General features: G+C 67.5%; 12 protein-coding genes. 1 reads left to right on the forward strand and 11 read right to left on the reverse strand.

Annotated features, from left to right (window positions below):
* Positions 1–525 precede the first annotated feature (525 nt).
* The 7 genes from AC6HZP_RS02510 to AC6HZP_RS02540 form a co-directional block, all read right to left on the reverse strand.
* Positions 526–1335 (reverse strand): SDR family NAD(P)-dependent oxidoreductase, encoded by an 810-nt coding sequence (locus tag AC6HZP_RS02510; RefSeq protein ID WP_497525256.1) that lies wholly within the window; start codon positions 1333–1335, stop codon positions 526–528.
* A gap of 59 nt (positions 1336–1394) precedes the next feature.
* Positions 1395–2378, reverse strand: coding sequence for a sugar phosphate isomerase/epimerase family protein (locus AC6HZP_RS02515; protein WP_497525257.1), 984 nt, complete (start codon positions 2376–2378; stop codon positions 1395–1397).
* A 39-nt stretch (positions 2379–2417) separates the two neighbouring features.
* Positions 2418–3182: an SDR family NAD(P)-dependent oxidoreductase gene (locus AC6HZP_RS02520; protein WP_497525258.1), complete on the reverse strand. Its 765-nt coding sequence runs from the start codon at positions 3180–3182 to the stop codon at positions 2418–2420.
* A gap of 51 nt (positions 3183–3233) precedes the next feature.
* On the reverse strand, positions 3234–4343 hold the full coding sequence (locus AC6HZP_RS02525; protein ID WP_497525259.1) for an ABC transporter ATP-binding protein: 1110 nt from the start codon (positions 4341–4343) through the stop codon (positions 3234–3236).
* Positions 4344–4386: 43 nt separating this feature from the next.
* Positions 4387–5289: a carbohydrate ABC transporter permease gene (locus AC6HZP_RS02530; protein ID WP_497525260.1), complete on the reverse strand. Its 903-nt coding sequence runs from the start codon at positions 5287–5289 to the stop codon at positions 4387–4389.
* The gene (locus AC6HZP_RS02535; RefSeq protein WP_201402079.1) at positions 5282–6229 is read right to left on the reverse strand and encodes a carbohydrate ABC transporter permease; all 948 of its coding nucleotides are present in this window, start codon (positions 6227–6229) and stop codon (positions 5282–5284) included. Before AC6HZP_RS02535 ends, AC6HZP_RS02530 begins: the two co-directional genes overlap by 8 nt.
* Before the next feature lie 67 nt (positions 6230–6296).
* Entirely contained in the window at positions 6297–7562 is a 1266-nt protein-coding gene (locus AC6HZP_RS02540) for an ABC transporter substrate-binding protein (RefSeq protein ID WP_497525261.1), read from the reverse strand.
* Between the two features lie 381 nt (positions 7563–7943).
* Between AC6HZP_RS02540 and AC6HZP_RS02545 the strand changes: the two genes are divergently transcribed.
* The gene (locus AC6HZP_RS02545; protein WP_497525262.1) at positions 7944–9062 is read left to right on the forward strand and encodes an ROK family transcriptional regulator; all 1119 of its coding nucleotides are present in this window, start codon (positions 7944–7946) and stop codon (positions 9060–9062) included.
* Here the strand turns inward: AC6HZP_RS02545 and AC6HZP_RS02550 are convergent.
* The 4 genes from AC6HZP_RS02550 to AC6HZP_RS02565 all read right to left on the reverse strand — a co-directional run bounded on the left by AC6HZP_RS02550 (position 9057) and on the right by AC6HZP_RS02565 (position 15260).
* Positions 9057–10355 (reverse strand): ROK family transcriptional regulator, encoded by a 1299-nt coding sequence (locus AC6HZP_RS02550; protein ID WP_497525263.1) that lies wholly within the window; start codon positions 10353–10355, stop codon positions 9057–9059. The two genes, AC6HZP_RS02545 and AC6HZP_RS02550, sit on opposite strands and share 6 nt — an antisense overlap.
* 62 nt (positions 10356–10417) lie before the next feature.
* Complete coding sequence (locus AC6HZP_RS02555; RefSeq protein WP_497525264.1) at positions 10418–13441, reverse strand: alpha-mannosidase; 3024 nt, start codon at positions 13439–13441, stop codon at positions 10418–10420.
* A gap of 62 nt (positions 13442–13503) precedes the next feature.
* Positions 13504–14346, reverse strand: a complete 843-nt coding sequence (locus AC6HZP_RS02560) for a carbohydrate ABC transporter permease (protein WP_201402084.1) — start codon at positions 14344–14346, stop codon at positions 13504–13506.
* Positions 14343–15260 (reverse strand): carbohydrate ABC transporter permease, encoded by a 918-nt coding sequence (locus AC6HZP_RS02565; protein WP_497526724.1) that lies wholly within the window; start codon positions 15258–15260, stop codon positions 14343–14345. Before AC6HZP_RS02565 ends, AC6HZP_RS02560 begins: the two co-directional genes overlap by 4 nt.
* Positions 15261–15352: the final 92 nt, after the last annotated feature.

Here is a 15352-nt window from a genome sequence, read left to right on the forward strand (position 1 = left end):
AGGGCCGCGCCGGAATGGCTCTCCCTCATCGCATCCTCCGCCGTCATCCCGGGCTTGACCCGGGATCCATACGGCCGAGGCCTAGGGAGCTTCGCGCGGCCAACGCTCCGGCTGAATGGATCCCGGCTCGGAGGCCGGGATGACGGCGAGCTTGGGGCGGGCGTTGTGCGATATGTCCGCCGATATCGCCGGCAGGTGAGGGGTTTCGGCCTCACCGGAAAGACCTGCTTCTCATCCCACCCTCCATCGTCATCCCTGCGAAAGCAGGGATCCATGCAGCCGAGGCATGGGGAGGTTCGCGCGGCCACGCTCCGGCTGAATGGATCCCGGCTCGGAGGCCGGGATGACGGCGAGTTTGTGGCTGGTTGCCGCCGATTGATGCGACCTGCTACGCGTTGCCTCCACCGGCTCCGCCATCATCCTGAGGTGCTTCGCGCAGCGAAGCCTCGAAGGAGGGTCCAGTGGAGCGCCTCCGAAGGCAGCCAAGGTCGCGTGCGCTCCCTGGACCCTCCTTCGAGGCCCGGCTTACCCCGGGAACAGCGTCAGGCCGCCGTCGACGCGGAGGACCTGGCCGTTGATGAACTTCGAGCCGTCGCCGGCGAGGAAGGCCACCGCGTCGGCGATCTCGGCCGGCTCGGCGTAGCGGTTGAACGATTTTCCCGACGAATCCATCTTCACGGGGTCGACGACGCGGGTCGCCTGGAAGCGGGCCGACTTGGTCGGGCCGGGGCTGACCGCGTTGATGCGCACGCCTTCTTCCAGAAGCTCCTTGGCGAGGCAGCGCGTGTAATGCACGACGGCCGCCTTCAGCGTCGAATAGACCACTTCCGGCGAGCAGCCCATATGCGCCGCCGCCGAGGCGATGTTGATCACCGAGCCGCTGCCGGCCTTAACCATCGGCGGCACGAAGGCCTGGCAGACCAGCATGGTGCCGATCAGATTGTTGTTGGTGAGGACCTGGATGTCCTCGAACGAGATGTTGAGCGCGTCGTTCGGCTTCGGCTTGTTGCCGGAGGCGCCGATGTCGCCGCCGGCGCAGTTGACCAGCACGTTGACGGTGCCGAGCTTCGCCTCGATCTCCTGCTTCATCTTCTGGACGGCGGCCGGGTCGCCGATATTGCCGGTGACGGCGACGGTGCGCACGCCGTGTTTGGCGATCTGCTCCGCGACCTCGCCGAGGTCCTTCGCCTCGCCATATTTGGCCGGGCCCGTCCAGTCGAGGTCGTGGATGGCGACGTCGGCGCCGAGGCTCGCCAGCTTCTCGGCCATGGTGCGGCCGAGGCCGCGGCCCGAGCCGGTGACGAAGATGACTTTGCCGGAGAGTTCCTTGCTCATTTGCGAGCTCCTTGTCTGCCCCCGAAGGGATCTGCGTTGAAAATCTGAAAGGGGGCGGCCTAGGCCATGACGCCGAGCGCCTTCATGTTGGCGACGCTGCGCCGGATCATGTCGAGCTCGTAGGAAACGAGCGCGCCGTCGTCGCCGCGTTCCCACGGCGTGCGATAGTCGGCGTCGTCGGCGAGGCGGTTGCGGCGGGCGGCCTGGAGGCAGGCGGCGAGCGAGCGGGCGGAGCGCGGCGGATAGCCGTTCCACCAGTCCTGCGTCAGAAGCCGCACATGCCGGACGTCGAGCGCGCCCGGCTCCAGCACGGCGGTCAGCCGCTCATGGTGCTCGCCGAGGATCGCCAGCACTTCTTTGAACGGCACGGCGCCGTCGCCGATCGCGCAGCGGACGAGACGAAAACCTTCGTCGGTGAACTGGACGTTGTAGTCCTTGAGATGGACGTGCCGGACCCAGGGCGCGATGCGGCGGGTGAAGTCGAGCGGCGCCTCGGCCACCGGCAGCGTGTTGCCCGTGTCGTAGCAGATGCCGACGCCGCCCTCGACTTCCTCGCAGAAGCCGACCAACTCGTCGGAGGTGAAGTCCTGGTGGTTCTCGATCACCAGCGTCCGCCCCTCGGCGACGGCGCGCGGCGCATATTCGGCGAGCGCCGCATGCGCACCGCGCACGTATTCGTGCCATTTGTCGCCGGCAGCATAACGGTCGCCGCAGAGCACGGACGTCAGGCAGACGCGGATCAGCTTGGCGTCGAGCCGCGCCGCCGAGCGGAAGGCGCTGTCGAGCGGCCCCTGGTTCAGCCCGCTGCTGATCACCGGCGTCATGCCGAGCGCGGCGAGCCTCTCCTTCAGCGCCGCCGCCCCGACATCGTCGAGCCTGGCGATCCACGGCTCGAAGATCTCGAGCGTCTTTGCGCCCAGCTCCTCGGCCAGCGCGATGAAGCCTTCGAGCCCGCGCCCGTCCGGATTGGCGCGCGGCGTGCCGTGCCCCTGCAGGCCGAGATGATAGGTCAATCCATAGGGGTTCAGTCCGACTTGCAGCATGACGATTCCGTTCCGGCGAAGGGATTTTTGCGCGGCGTTCTAGATCAGGCCGCCGTCGACGATGATGGATTGCTTGGTGATCATGCGGCTGTCGTCGGCGCCGAGGAACAGCGCCGTGCGGGCGATCTCGTCGCCCTGCAGAACCTTGCGGATGCATTGCAGGCGGACGAGTGCGTCGACGCTTTCCGGCGTCTTGTACCAGAGCGCATGCTGCTTCTCGGTCATCACCGCGCCCGGCTCGATCGCGTTGACGCGGATGTTGTCGGCGCCGAAGGCGCGGGCGAGGCTGCGCGTCAGGCCGAGGATCGCCGCCTTGGCGGCGGTGTAGGCCGGCATATTGGGCGCGCCGCCGCGCCAGGCGATCGACGAGAAGTTGATGATCGAGCCATAGCCGAGCTGCCGCATCTGCGGCCGCACCGCCTGGGCGGTGAAGAACTGCGGCCGCAGATTGATCGATTGCGACCAGTCCCAGTAGTCGGGCGTCACCTCGTCGACCTCGCGGCGGTCGTCATTGGCGGCGTTGTTGACGAGGACGGCGATCGGCCCGACGTCGCGGCCGGTCTCGGCGATCACCGCCTGCGTCGCCTCGACGTCGGTCAGGTCGCAGCGGCGGAAGAGGGGCTTGTGCTGCGCGCCCTTGAGTTCGTCGGCGAGCGCCTCGCCGGCCTCCTCCTGGATGTCGACGAAGACGACCTTCGCGTCGCTGCCGGCATAGGCGCGGACGATGTCGGCGCCGATGCCGGAGGCGCCGCCGGTCACAAGGACGACGCGCCCGGAGAGGCTCGGATATTTGGCAAAATTCATGGCATGCGGCCTGTCGGGTCTGGGTCTTGAAGGGAAGGATCAGCCGATCGGTCAGATCAGGTTGCGGGTGGTGGGATCGAACAGGCAGGCATGCGACATGTCGATGCCGAGCGTGATCGTTTCGCCCATGCGCGGCGCCTCGTCGGGATCGAAGCGGCCGGTGACCTCGAGGTCGCCGACCCGCATCAGCCCGATCGTCTCGGCGCCGGTCGGCTCGACCATCTCGACGGGGGCGTCGAGGCTGGCGATGCTCTTCTTGGCCGCCTTCAGCTCCGGCGAGAAGCGGAAGATATGCTCGGGCCGGACGCCGAGGATGACCTCGCGACCCGGCGCGCCCGGCGAGATGCCGTCCTGCAGCGCCAGGATCGCCGTGCCGCCCGTCGCCTTGAAGGAGACCGCCGGGCGGCCCTCAGCGTCGGTCGCCAGCGTCGCGGGAATGAAGTTCATCGCCGGCGAGCCCATGAAGCCGGCGACGAACATGTTCGCGGGCCGGTCATAGACCGTCTGCGGCTCGTCGAACTGCTGCACCTGGCCCTGGTGCATCACGGCGATGCGCGAGGCGAGCGTCATCGCCTCGACCTGGTCGTGCGTGACATAGACCGTCGTCTTGCCGACGCGGTGATGCAGCTTCTTGATCTCGGTGCGCATGTCGACGCGCAGCTTGGCGTCGAGGTTGGAGAGCGGCTCGTCGAACAGGAACAGCTTCGGGTCGCGCACCAGGGCGCGGCCCATGGCGACGCGCTGGCGCTGGCCGCCGGAGAGCTGGCCGGGCTTGCGGCCGAGCAGCGGCTCGATCTGCAGCAGGGCCGCGACGCGCTTCACCGCCTCCTCGCGCTGCGGCTTCGGCACGCCGCGGCTCTCCATGCCGAAGGTGATGTTTTCGCGCACCGTCATGGTCGGATAGAGAGCGTAGGACTGGAACACCATGGCGATGTCGCGGTCCTTCGGCGCCACCGAATTGACCAGCCGGTCGCCGATGCGGATCTCGCCTTCGGTGACGCTTTCGAGGCCGGCGATCATGGCGAGCAGCGTCGACTTTCCGCAGCCCGACGGCCCGACGAGTGCGATGAACTCGCCGGTCCGCGCCTCGATGTTGATGCCCTTCAGCACTTCGACGGCGCCGAAGCTCTTGCGCAGGTTGCGGATGGTCAACGAAGACATGCAAGCCTCATCATTGGGTCGCGTTCGTCACGAGAGGGCGCCGTCACTTGATGGCACCTTGGGTGAGGCCCCGCACGAAATACTTGCCGCCGAGGAAGTAGACGAGCAGGGGCGGCATGGCGCCGATCAGCACGGCCGCGCTCATCACGTCATAGGCGCGGACATTGGTGCCGCTCGCCGTCAGCGCGACGAGGGCGGCGGTGATCGGTTGTTCGCGCCCGGAGGTGAACACGACGCCGAACAGATATTCGTTCCAGATGCCGGTGAACTGCCAGATCACGGTGACGATCAGGATCGGTGGCGACAGCGGCAGGATGATCCTGCGGAAGATGCGCCAGAACCCGGCCCCGTCGATTCGCGCCGCCTTGATCAGGTCGTCCGGGATCGAGACGTAGTAGTTGCGGCAGAACAGCGTCGTGAACGAGATGCCCTGGACGACGTGGACGAGGATCAGCCCGTAGGTCGAGTTGGTCAGGCCGAGCTTGCCGAGGATGAAGGCCCAGGGCATCAGCGCGATCTGCCCCGGCATGAACACGCCGAGCAGCATCAGCGTGAACAAGACTTCCGAGCCCTTGAAGCGCCATTTCGACAGCACGTAGCCGTTCAGCGCGCCGAGGAGCGTCGAGAGCAGGGTCGCCGGGACCGTCATCCAGAGCGAGTTCAGGAAGTTGCGCTTCATGCCCTCGCAGGTGCCGCCGATGCAGTAGGTGCTCCAGGCTTCCGACCAGGCATGCAGGGCGAAGCTGCGCGGGAAGGCGATCAGGCCGTTCTGCGCGATCTCCGGCTGCTCGCGGAACGAGTTGAACACCACCACCAGCAGCGGCACGAGATAGACGATCGCGAACAGCGACAGCAGGCCGTAGATCACGACCCGGCTGAAGAAGTGCCGGCGGAAGGCGGCGGCCGCCTCCTGGTCGTGCACCCGGGCGAGCGTGGCGTCAGTCATGTCGGCTCTCCCTGCGATGGCGCCAGACGACGAAGAAGGAATAGGGCACCAGGACGACGGCGAGGGCCGCCAGCATCATGATCGCGGCGGCGGCGCCTTCGCCGATCTGGCCGCGCTGGAACATCAGGTCGTAGACATAGATGGCCGGGAAGGTGGTCGAGATGCCCGGGCCGCCGCGCGTCAGCGCCGCGACGAGATCGAAGGTCTTGATGGCGAACTGGATCTGCACGACGGCGACCGCGAGGAATATTGGCGCGATCACCGGCAGGATCACCCGCCGATAGGTGCGGAAGGCCGAGGCGCCGTCGATCTGCGCCGCCTTGACGAGATCGGGGTCGACCGAGCGGAGGCCGGCGAGGAACAGCGCCATGGCGAAGCCGGAACTCTGCCAGATGCCGGTGATGATGATCGCGTAGATCGCCGTGTTGCGGTCGGCTGCCAGCGCGAAGTTGAAATCGGTCCAGCCGAGGCTCCGCACCAGCATCTGGATGCCGTCGACCGGATTGTACAGCCAGCTCCAGACCGTGCCGGTGACGATGAAGGAGACGGCGAGCGGATAGAGGAAGATCGTCCGCCAGATCGCCTCGCCGCGCACCCGCTGGTCGATCAGGATGGCCAGCAGCAGGCCGATCGCCATGGCGCCGGCGATGTACAGGGCGGAGAAGAGGAACAGGTTGCTGTAGGCGATGTTCCAGCGCCGGTTGCTCCAGAGCGACACGTAATTGTCGAGCCCGACAAAGCCGTAGCTGGGCAGGAGCGAGGAATTCGACAGCGAGATGTAGAGCGTCCAGATCGTGAAGACGAAGACGTAGATGAACGACGCCGCCAGCGATGGCGCGAGAATGAGGATGGGCGAAATCCGGGTCAGGCGTTCCCGCCATGTGGGGCCGGAAGCTTCCGGTCCGGAAACCCGGCCGGCTTCAGCATCGATGGTCGACATGGCTGGCCCTTGCATGAAAACGAAGGATCGGGCGCGGCGCGCGGCACCGCGCCCGACGAAGGGTTCGTTACATCTGGGCCTCGACGGCATCCGCGATCGCGGTCGCCGCCTGTTCCGGCGTCATCGCGGGCGTGTTCACGAACTCGGTGACCTGGTCCATGATCGCGCCGCGGAACTTCTGCGGGATGGTCATGTTGTGGGCCATCGAGCGGACCAGCGTGTTGCCGTCGATCGATGCCTGCAGGTCCTTCTGCGACAGCTGCTGGCAGGGGTTGAAGCCGTGCGACAGGTCGACGTCGAGCCGGGCCGGGATCGAGCCCTTGGCCTGGTTGAACACCGTCTGGAATTCCGGCGACAGGATCGTCTTGGCGAGCAGCTGCTGGCCTTCGATGAAGTCCGGATCCTTCTGCTTGAAGAAGACGACGGAGTCGGAGTTCAGGATGAAGCCGGGCTTGCCCCAATCTGTCGGCGCCTGGGTGCAGTTGTAGTCGACGCCTTCCTTGAAGCCGGCCGCCGTCAGCAGGCCGATGGTCCAGTCGCCCATGATGTGGAAGGCGGCGTCGCCGCGGCCGACCAGCGCCGACATCGAATCCCAGTCACGGCCGACCATGCCGGGATCCATGTATTTCGACGTCATCAGGCGAAGCTGGGTCAGAGCCTTGACCATGCCCTCGCTGCGCAGCGCGTCGACGTCGCCCTCGACGAAGGCTTTGCGGTAGAGGTCGATGTCCTGGCCGTAGAGCACGACTTCGAGGACGGTCGAATCCGTCCAGTCGGCGGTCGAATGCGAGATGCAGATCTTGCCGGAGGCGACGACCTTCTCGCAGGCGGCGTTGAACTCCGCCCAGGTCTTCGGGATGCCCTCGACGCCGGCTGCCTTGAGCACCTTCGGCGACGACCACAGCCAGTTGATGCGGTGGATGTTCATCGGCGCGGCGACCCAGTTGCCGGTCGGCTTCATCACCGGCAGAAGCTCGGGCGCGACGACCTTTTCCCAGCCCTCGGCGGCGGCGAGCTCGTCGAGATTGGCGGTCATGCCCGTCGCGTTCCACTCGGCGATCTCGGGGCCCTTGAGCTGGACGGCCGGCGGCGCGTTGCCGGCGATCACGTCGGCGCGCAGCTTGGCGAGCGTGTTCGACGTGTGGCCGGCGATCGAGGTCTGTTCCCACTTGCCGCCGGCGGCGGTGTACATTTCGCCGAGCTTGGCGATCGCCGCGGCATCGGAGCCTGTGGCCCACTGGTGCAGCAGGTTGGTCTTCGGTTCGGCCAACGCCGTCCCGCTCAGGAGAGCAAAGGTCAAAAGACCAGCGCTCGCCTTCCAAGTGAAGGTCATGGTTTCTCTCCCTGGATGTGCCGCCTGATACTTGCGACCGTTTTGCGCGGCGACTTGTTATTTTGGTGTTCGGTGCGTCTCCCCTGTATTTTGACGCCTCTTTTTTTCTAGGACGAACATATTTACCTGTCAACGCAGCTACGGTATCGGCAGTATTCGCGCTGCACTGCCAAAATGACTGCTTGCGCGGTGCGAAAACGGGCGAGATTTCGAGGATTAAGATCTTGTCGCTGCAACAGGATTGGCCGATGCTGCAACGCCCGCCCGAGACGTCGCCGCCGGGGCGGGCGGCCATCGACGGCTTGCATTAAAAGAAGGCATGGGATCGAACGACCGATTGGTTCGGCCATCGGCCGGATGCCCGAGCGGGAAAGAGAAACGATGACGACAGATCGCACGACGCGAAGGCCGCTACGCCCGGTTGCCGACGCTCCCGCCGAGCGGACCGCCTACCGGCCGTCGGGCCAGAATCTCGTCCATGCCGCCGATCACAATCTGCGCGTCACGCTGGAGGCGCTGCGGCGTACCGGGCCGATGAGCCGGCTGGAGCTGGCCCAGGTCACCGGCCTGACCGTGCCCGGCATCACCAACATCGTCCGCCGTCTAGCCGCCGACGGGCTGGTGGCGGAGGAGGCGGGGCCGAGCGGCTCGCGCGCTAACCGCTTCGCCATCATCCCGGACGGCGCGGTGGCGCTCGGCGTCGACATCGACGGCGCGCAGGCGAGCCTCGTCGCCATCGACCTGCTCGGCCGCATCGTGCTGCGCGACGCGGCCGAAATCTCCGTCGACGATCCGGCGCCCGCGATCGTCCGGCTGGTCTCGGAGGCGCTGGCGCGCCTCGCCGCGCGATCGGCGGGCCGGGTCCTCGGCGTCGGCCTGACGGCGGCGGCGGACTGCGTCGACGGCGTGCGCGCGGCGCTGGCGCCGCTGACGGTGATCGCCGAGCCCGACACGATCGCCGCGGCGCTCGGCGAACGGCAGTTCGGCACCGTGGCCGCCGACGACAGCTTCGTCTACGTCCTGCTCGGCCCGTCCACCCGGGCCGGCATGGTCATCGGCGGCGTCGTGTTCAACGGGGCGGAGCACAAGGCCGGCCGGGTCGGCACGATGCGGACCGGCGAGGACGGCAGGCTGCTCGACGAGGCGCTGTCGACGGCGCCGCTGGCCGGCTTCGATATCGGCGATCCGGAGGTGGCGCGCTGGATCGAGGATGCCAGCGCCCATCTGATGGATTCGATCATCGCCTTCTCCGCCTTCCTCGCGCCGCGCGTCATCTTCGTCGGCGGGCGGCTGCCGACGGCGCTGCTTGACGCGCTGGTCCTGCGGCTCGGGCAGCGGCGGCAGGAGCGCATGACCGAGCCGACCCATCCCTACTGGCTGCCGGAGTTGGCGCGCGGCACGCTGGCCGAGGACGCGGTGCTGGTCGGCACCGCCGCGCTGCCGTTCCTGGAATTCCTGCTGCCCGATCCCCGCCGGCCGTTCCGGCCGCGGGCGCTATAGGCTCGTCTGTTCCGGCGTCGTGACGGCGAGACGCCGTTCCAGCCGGGGCGCGCTGCCGCGCAGGGGCGCGCGGGTCAGCTGCGCCGGATCGGCGGATTCGAGCCGCAGCGCATGCGAGAGCGGCATGGTGGCGGCGCCGAGTGCCGCGGCGTCCTCGGAAGCCGCGGCGCGGTGGATGCGTGGCGTCGGCCGCGGATCGCGCGACAGCGCCTCGCGCACATAGAGCAGCAATTCGTCGAGGATCGTCACCGGGATGCGGCCGCCGATCAGCACGGCATCGGGGTTGATCAGCAGGCCGATGTCGATCGCCGCCTCCGCGATGTGCTGCGCCGCGCCGCGGAGCCACTGGCCGAGCAGCGCCTTGCCGCGCGCGTCGAGGGTGAGCAGCTCCTGCGGGCGGGTCACGACGACGCCGTGCTTGGCCAGGAAATCATAGAGGATGAACAGCGAGACGACCTGGCCGAGCGGCTGGATGCGTTCGCCCGCCGGCGCGTCCGGCAGCGTCACCGGCAGCCAGCCGATCTCGCCGCTGATGCCGGTGGTGCCGTGATAGCAGGCGCCGTCGAGCACCAGGCCGCCGCCGAGGCCGGAGCCGAAGAAGATGTAGAAGAAACTGCGGATCTCGGCGCCGAGGCCATAGCTCAATTCGCCGATCGCGGCGGCGGTGGCGTCGTTGTCGATCAGGATCGGCAGGTCGGTCAGGCGGGAGAAGCGCTCGCGGATGTCGACGCTGCGCCAGAGCTTGTAGGCCGGCGGCATGCCGATGAATGGGATTTCGCCGAGCCAGTCGGGGATGGCGATGCCGATGCCGGCGAGCCGCGTCTCGTCGATCGCGCGGCGGCGACGGAAGGTCTTCAGCGCCTCCTTCATCGCGGCGAAGAAGTCGTCCGGCAGCATGTAGCGCTCTTCGCGGTGGATGCGGTCGCGGATCGTGCCGACCGCGTCGATGGCGACGATGGTCAGGTGGTCGCGGCCGATGCCGGCGCCGACGGCGAAGCAGCCTTCCGGATTGATCTCGAGCTCGATCGCCGGCTGGCCGCGCATGCCGTAGCGCCGGCGCGCCTCGACGACGAAGCCGTCGTCGATCAGCTTTTCGGTGATGCGGGCGACGGCCTGCTTGCTGAGGCCCGAGCGCAGCGCCAGCTCGGTGCGCGAGATCGGCGCGTTCCAGCGGATGGTGCGCAGGATGACGGCCTGGTTATGGCTGGCCGCCAGTCCGGAATTGGAGCCGGCGAGATCGCCCGGTGCCGTCAGGAATTGGATCAAGATGTCATTGCCGCCGGAGGAGATCATGGTTGATCGTCCGCCGGCGGATAGAGGGCAAGGGGTGCTATCTTGTCAAGGATGGGCGTCGCCTATCTCTGCTTGATGAGCCAGCTTCTGACTTCGAACGGACGCAGGTCCGCGCCGGCCGCACGGTCGTCCGCTTCCTCCAGGATGTTGACCGGACCCGACAGCTGCCAGCCGTCCTTCGGCGCGACCTCGAAGCGGCCGCGGCCGCCGGCCGGCTCGTAGACGCGGAGCACCAGCGCGCTGCCGTCCTCGCTTCCCTTCAGGCCGCCGAGGCCGGCCGGAATGCCGGAGATCGCGATCGGCGTCTGCACGCCGGCGGCGAGGCCCGAGGCGCGGGTGGCGAGCAGCGGCTGGTTCAGGTCGAGCGCCTCCTCGCGGACGCCGCCCTCGTTCCAGGCGCCCTGGTGCGGCAGCAGCGAATAGACGAAGCTCTGCTCGCCCTCGTCGGCCAGCGGATCCGGATAGATCGGCGCGCGCAGCAGGCTGAGGCCGAGCACGTTGCCCTTGAGGCTGTGGCCGTACTTGCCGTTGTTGAGCAGCGCCACGCCGAAGCCCGGCTCCGACAGGTCGGCGAAGCGATGCGCCGGCACCTCGAACTTCGCCTCATCCCACGACGTGTTGTTGTGGGTGGTGCGCCGGACGACGCCGAAGGCGCATTCGAAGGTGGCGAGGTCCGAGCGGACGTCGACGGGCGTCAGCGTCCGGAGCAGGACGCGGCGGTCGTGCCAGTCGAGATCGGTCTTGATGTCGAGGCGCGGCGAGTTGGCGAGGAGCTGCAGCGTCTGGGTGATGGTCGAGTCGCGGAAGCGGCGGACGATCCGGATCGCGGCGCGATGCGGGCCCTTCTCGACCACTTCGAGGCTCTCGAACGAGGTCAGCTCCAGGCCATGGTTGGCGTAGTCGTCCTCGAGATCCCAGGCGTCCCAGTTGCGCGGCTTGTCCATGGGATAGACCCAGAGCTGGTTGCCGCGGCCGGCCAGCGCCTCGCGCTGGCTGCGCTTGTCGAAGAGGCTGGCGAGCGTGCCGTCCGGGTTGAGCGTGACGCGGATCAGGCTGTTTTCCAGCGTGTTCTTGGTGACGCTGAGGCCGGCGGTCGCAGCCGTCGCCTTGTCGTCGAGCACCAGGATGCCGAGTGGCGGCACCACGGCGTCGAGCGCGATCACCTCGCCGTCGAGCTCGACCCGGACCGGCCGGGCGTGCAGGTCGGGATTGACGAGGACGAGCGCGTCCTTGGCGTCGCCCTTCGGTAGCTGGCCGACGAGGGCATCGAGCGCCTGCTTCTGGGCGTCGAGGCCCGTCTCCAGCGCCTCTCCCAGCTCGCGCTCTGCGTCCTCGTAGATCTCGCGGATGCCCGAGCCGGGCAGGATGTCGTGGAACTCGTTCTTCAGCACCTTGCGCCAGGCAAGCTCCAGGCTTTCCGGCTGGGCGGCGCCCAGGAGGTTGGCGAGCGAGGCGACCGTCTCGGCGGTGATCAGCGCGCGCTCGGCGTGGCGATGCAGGCGCTTGGTGTGGCTCTGCGTCGTCAGCGTGGCGCGGTGCAGCTCGAGATAGATCTCGCCCTGCCAGACCGGGATCTGCGCCGCCGGCACCTCGTGCATGCGGGCGAACACGTCCTCGACGCGCACCGGCTTCAGCGCGGGGATGGCGGGGAAGTCGGCGAGCTGGGCCTGACGCTCCAGCATCTCCGGCGTCACGCCGCCGCCGCCATCGCCATAGCCGACGGCGAGCAGGCTCTCGTCATGGATGGTCTTGCCGCCGAAATTGCCCCAGGTGCCGAGGATCGCCTCGGGTTCGGTCGAGCCGTTATAGCCGCGCACCGGATTGTCGAAGGTGTGGGCCAGCACGCGGCTGCCGTCGAGGCCTTCCCAGTAGAACAGGTCATGCGGGAATTTGTTGGTCTCGGACCAGTTCACCTTGATGGTGAAGAACGAGTCCATGCCGCCCTGCTGCAGCAATTGCGGCATCGCCGGCGAGAAGCCGAAGCAGTCCGGCAGCCAGCAGACGCGGTGGCGGACGCCGAACTTCTCCTCGAAATAGCGCTGGCCGTAGAGGATCTGGCGCACGAAGCTCTCGCCGGTCGGCATGTTGGTGTCGGGCTCGACCCACATGCCGCCGATGGTCTCCCACTGGCCGCTCTTCACCGCTGCCTGGATTTCCTTGAACAGCGCCGGATCGTCTTCCTCGATCTGGGCGTAATAGGCCGCCGTCGACTGGTTGAAGACGAAGTCGGGGAAGCGTTCCATCAGGCGGAGCGCGGTGTTGAAGGTACGCCGTGCCTTGCGCCGGGTCTCGTCATAGGGCCAGAGCCAGGCGAGATCGATATGGGCGTGGCCGGTGATGCCGAGATTGCCCTGCTGCGGATAGCGCGCCTTCAGGCCCTTCAGCGTCTCGCGCAGATCGGTGAGCGCGCGCTGGACGCTGGCGCGATGGTCCTGGCGCAGGCCCTCGGGGTTCGCCTTCAGCGGCGGCAGCTGCCAGATCTTCTGCTGGCCGCGCTGCGGCGCCGTGCGCGCCACATAGTCCTCGGTCGCCGACGGCCAGTCGAGGGCTGCGAAGGTCTGCTCGGCGGCGGTGATCAGATGCGGCACCACCTCGTGCGCGCCGAGGAAGTGGGCGGCTTCCGAGACCTGGCGCAGCAGCAGGCCGAGCTCGTGCACCGGCTGGTCGATCCAGGCGAGATGCGCGCGGGTCAGGCGCGGCTCGCGCACCGGCTCGCCGAAGGGCAAGCGGGCGACGGCGTCGACATGGATCTTGAAGCTGCGGCCGGGGACGGGGAATTCCTGGTGGTAGGGATCGAGGCCGAAGCGCTTCTCGCCGCCGTCGTCGTTCGGGGTGAGCGTGATCAGGCTCTCGCCGCCGACGTCGATCAGGAGGCGCGTATCCGCGAGCGACCAGTGCTCCGGCACGGTGGCTTCCGTGTCGAAGGCGATGGCGCCGTCCTTCTTCGGCCAGAAGCCGCCGATCGCGAGCGGCGAGCCGTTGAACAGCCAGCCGTCGACCGCCACGGTCTCACGCTCGCGCCAGAACCCCAGTTCTTCGACGCGGACGTCGATGCGGGCAAGCCGCTGCTGGAGGGTCAGGGACATTGGAATTCTCCGTATCAAAAAGAAGCTCAGAAAAGCTCAGGAAAGGGGGATGGGAGTTGGGTTCAGCCCTTCACGGCGCCGGCGGTCAGGGCTCCGACGATCATGCGCTGCAGAAGGAGGAAGGCGATGATGGCCGGCACCACGGCCACCAGACAGGCGGCGGCGAGAACCTGCGTCGACGACGAGTTCGACGTGCCGGCGAAGTTGAAGATCGCCACCGAGATCGGCAGCTGCGCGTCCTTGTTCAGGAGCAGGAAGGGGATCAGGAACTGCGACCAGTTCAGGATCATGATCAGGATGAAGGCCGAGGCGAGGCCGGGCGCGGCAAGCGGCAGCGTGATGCGCCAGAAGGTGCCGAAGCGGCTGCAGCCGTCGATGGCGGCGGCTTCCTCGAGCGATTTCGGGATGCCGTCGATGGCGCCCTTCACCAGCCAGGTGCACATCGGCACGCTGATGGCGATGTAGACCATGGTGACGCCGAAATGGCTGTTGATGAGGCCGAGCGCGCTCATGTAGCGGTAGAGCGGCACCAGGATGACCAGCGGCGAGATCATCTGGAAGGCGAGGATCACCATCATCAGCGCCGACTTGCCGGAAAACCGGAAGCGCGAGAAGGCGTAGGCCGCGGGCGCCGCCACCAGCAGGCAGCCGATGCCGCCGAGCGCCGACAGCTTCAGCCCGTTCCAGAGATAGAGCAGGAAGGTCGGATCCGAGAGGATCTGGGCGAAATTGTCGAGCGTCGGCCGCTTCGGGATGAAGCGCGCGGCGCCGAGGAAGACCTCCTGCCGCGTCCGGAGCGACAGCGACAGCAGCCAGGCGAGCGGCGTCAGGAAGAAGGCGGCAATGAGGATCGCCATCAGATAGGTGAGGGCGTCGCCCAGTTTCTCTTGGCTTGCGGCGTTCATTCGGAAGCCTCCCGGCGCGGCAGGAACGACGCGTAGAACAGCGCGAGCACCAGGCTGATGGCGAGCATCAGCACGGAGAGCACGCTGCCTCCGGCGAGGTCGTAATTGCGGAACACCGTGTTGAAGGTGAAGAGCGACAGCACCTCGGTGGCGCGGCCCGGGCCGCCGCCGGTCAGCGAGATGATCGCGTCGAAGGTGTTAAGGGTCTGGATCGTCACGAGGATCGAATTGACCAGGATGGCGGCGCGCAGCTGCGGCAGCGTGATGAAGCGCAGCTTCTGGGGGCCGCTGGCGCCATCGACGCTCGCCGCCTCGTAGAGGGTCGGGTCGATCGCCTTCAGCGCCGCGTAGAACACGATCATCGAGAAGGCGGTGCCGCGCCAGACATTCGAGAGGACGGCCGAGACCATGGCCATGTTGGGATCGGACAGCCAGGCGACCGGCGAGATGTGTATCAGCCGCAGCACGCTGTTGATGGCGCCGAAGGGCGCCTCGCTGAACAGCATCTGCCAGATCAGGCCATTGGCGATGCCGGGAATGACCCAGGCGATCAGCACGATCGTGCGCAGCGCGACCATGCCGGGCAGCTGGCGCCGCTCGCCGCGCATGACGATGAGCGCGATGGCGAGGCCGAAGATCTGCTGGCCGACGACGCTGCCGAAGGTGAAGAGGAAGGTGGTCCAGAGGATGCCGAGGAGGGAGGGGTTCTCGAACATCGCCCGGATGGTGGCGAAGGTATACTGCTCGTTGCTGCCGACCAGGCTCGCATTGGTCAGGCCGAGGCGGAACACGTCGATGATCGGATAGAGATAGAAGACGCCGAGCATGACCGCGACGGGCACGAGCCATGTGAAGGGATTGGCCTCGAGGCGGCGGCCGAGACTGGGGCCGGCTAGGCTCCGGCCCATGGCCATCGAAGCGGTCTGTGTCGTCTGCATGCTGTCACTCCTGCCCAAACGCGGCGGTCGGTGTCCCCGGCCGGACTGGCCGGCCGGGGATTTCGCTC

The organism is Kaistia sp. SLG-1, assembly GCF_059699055.1.

What these genes read in the sequence shown, in the direction of transcription:
- AC6HZP_RS02545 (WP_497525262.1), top strand. Translation starts at nt 7,944, where the DNA reads ATGACGACAGATCGCACGACGCGAAGGCCGCTACGCCCGGTTGCCGAC.
- AC6HZP_RS02525 (WP_497525259.1), bottom strand. Translation starts at nt 4,343, where the DNA reads ATGTCTTCGTTGACCATCCGCAACCTGCGCAAGAGCTTCGGCGCCGTC.
- AC6HZP_RS02550 (WP_497525263.1), bottom strand. Translation starts at nt 10,355, where the DNA reads ATGATCTCCTCCGGCGGCAATGACATCTTGATCCAATTCCTGACGGCA.
- AC6HZP_RS02560 (WP_201402084.1), bottom strand. Translation starts at nt 14,346, where the DNA reads ATGAACGCCGCAAGCCAAGAGAAACTGGGCGACGCCCTCACCTATCTG.
- AC6HZP_RS02510 (WP_497525256.1), bottom strand. Translation starts at nt 1,335, where the DNA reads ATGAGCAAGGAACTCTCCGGCAAAGTCATCTTCGTCACCGGCTCGGGC.
- AC6HZP_RS02515 (WP_497525257.1), bottom strand. Translation starts at nt 2,378, where the DNA reads ATGCTGCAAGTCGGACTGAACCCCTATGGATTGACCTATCATCTCGGC.
- AC6HZP_RS02530 (WP_497525260.1), bottom strand. Translation starts at nt 5,289, where the DNA reads ATGACTGACGCCACGCTCGCCCGGGTGCACGACCAGGAGGCGGCCGCC.
- AC6HZP_RS02565 (WP_497526724.1), bottom strand. Translation starts at nt 15,260, where the DNA reads ATGGCCATGGGCCGGAGCCTAGCCGGCCCCAGTCTCGGCCGCCGCCTC.
- AC6HZP_RS02555 (WP_497525264.1), bottom strand. Translation starts at nt 13,441, where the DNA reads ATGTCCCTGACCCTCCAGCAGCGGCTTGCCCGCATCGACGTCCGCGTC.
- AC6HZP_RS02540 (WP_497525261.1), bottom strand. Translation starts at nt 7,562, where the DNA reads ATGACCTTCACTTGGAAGGCGAGCGCTGGTCTTTTGACCTTTGCTCTC.
- AC6HZP_RS02535 (WP_201402079.1), bottom strand. Translation starts at nt 6,229, where the DNA reads ATGTCGACCATCGATGCTGAAGCCGGCCGGGTTTCCGGACCGGAAGCT.
- AC6HZP_RS02520 (WP_497525258.1), bottom strand. Translation starts at nt 3,182, where the DNA reads ATGAATTTTGCCAAATATCCGAGCCTCTCCGGGCGCGTCGTCCTTGTG.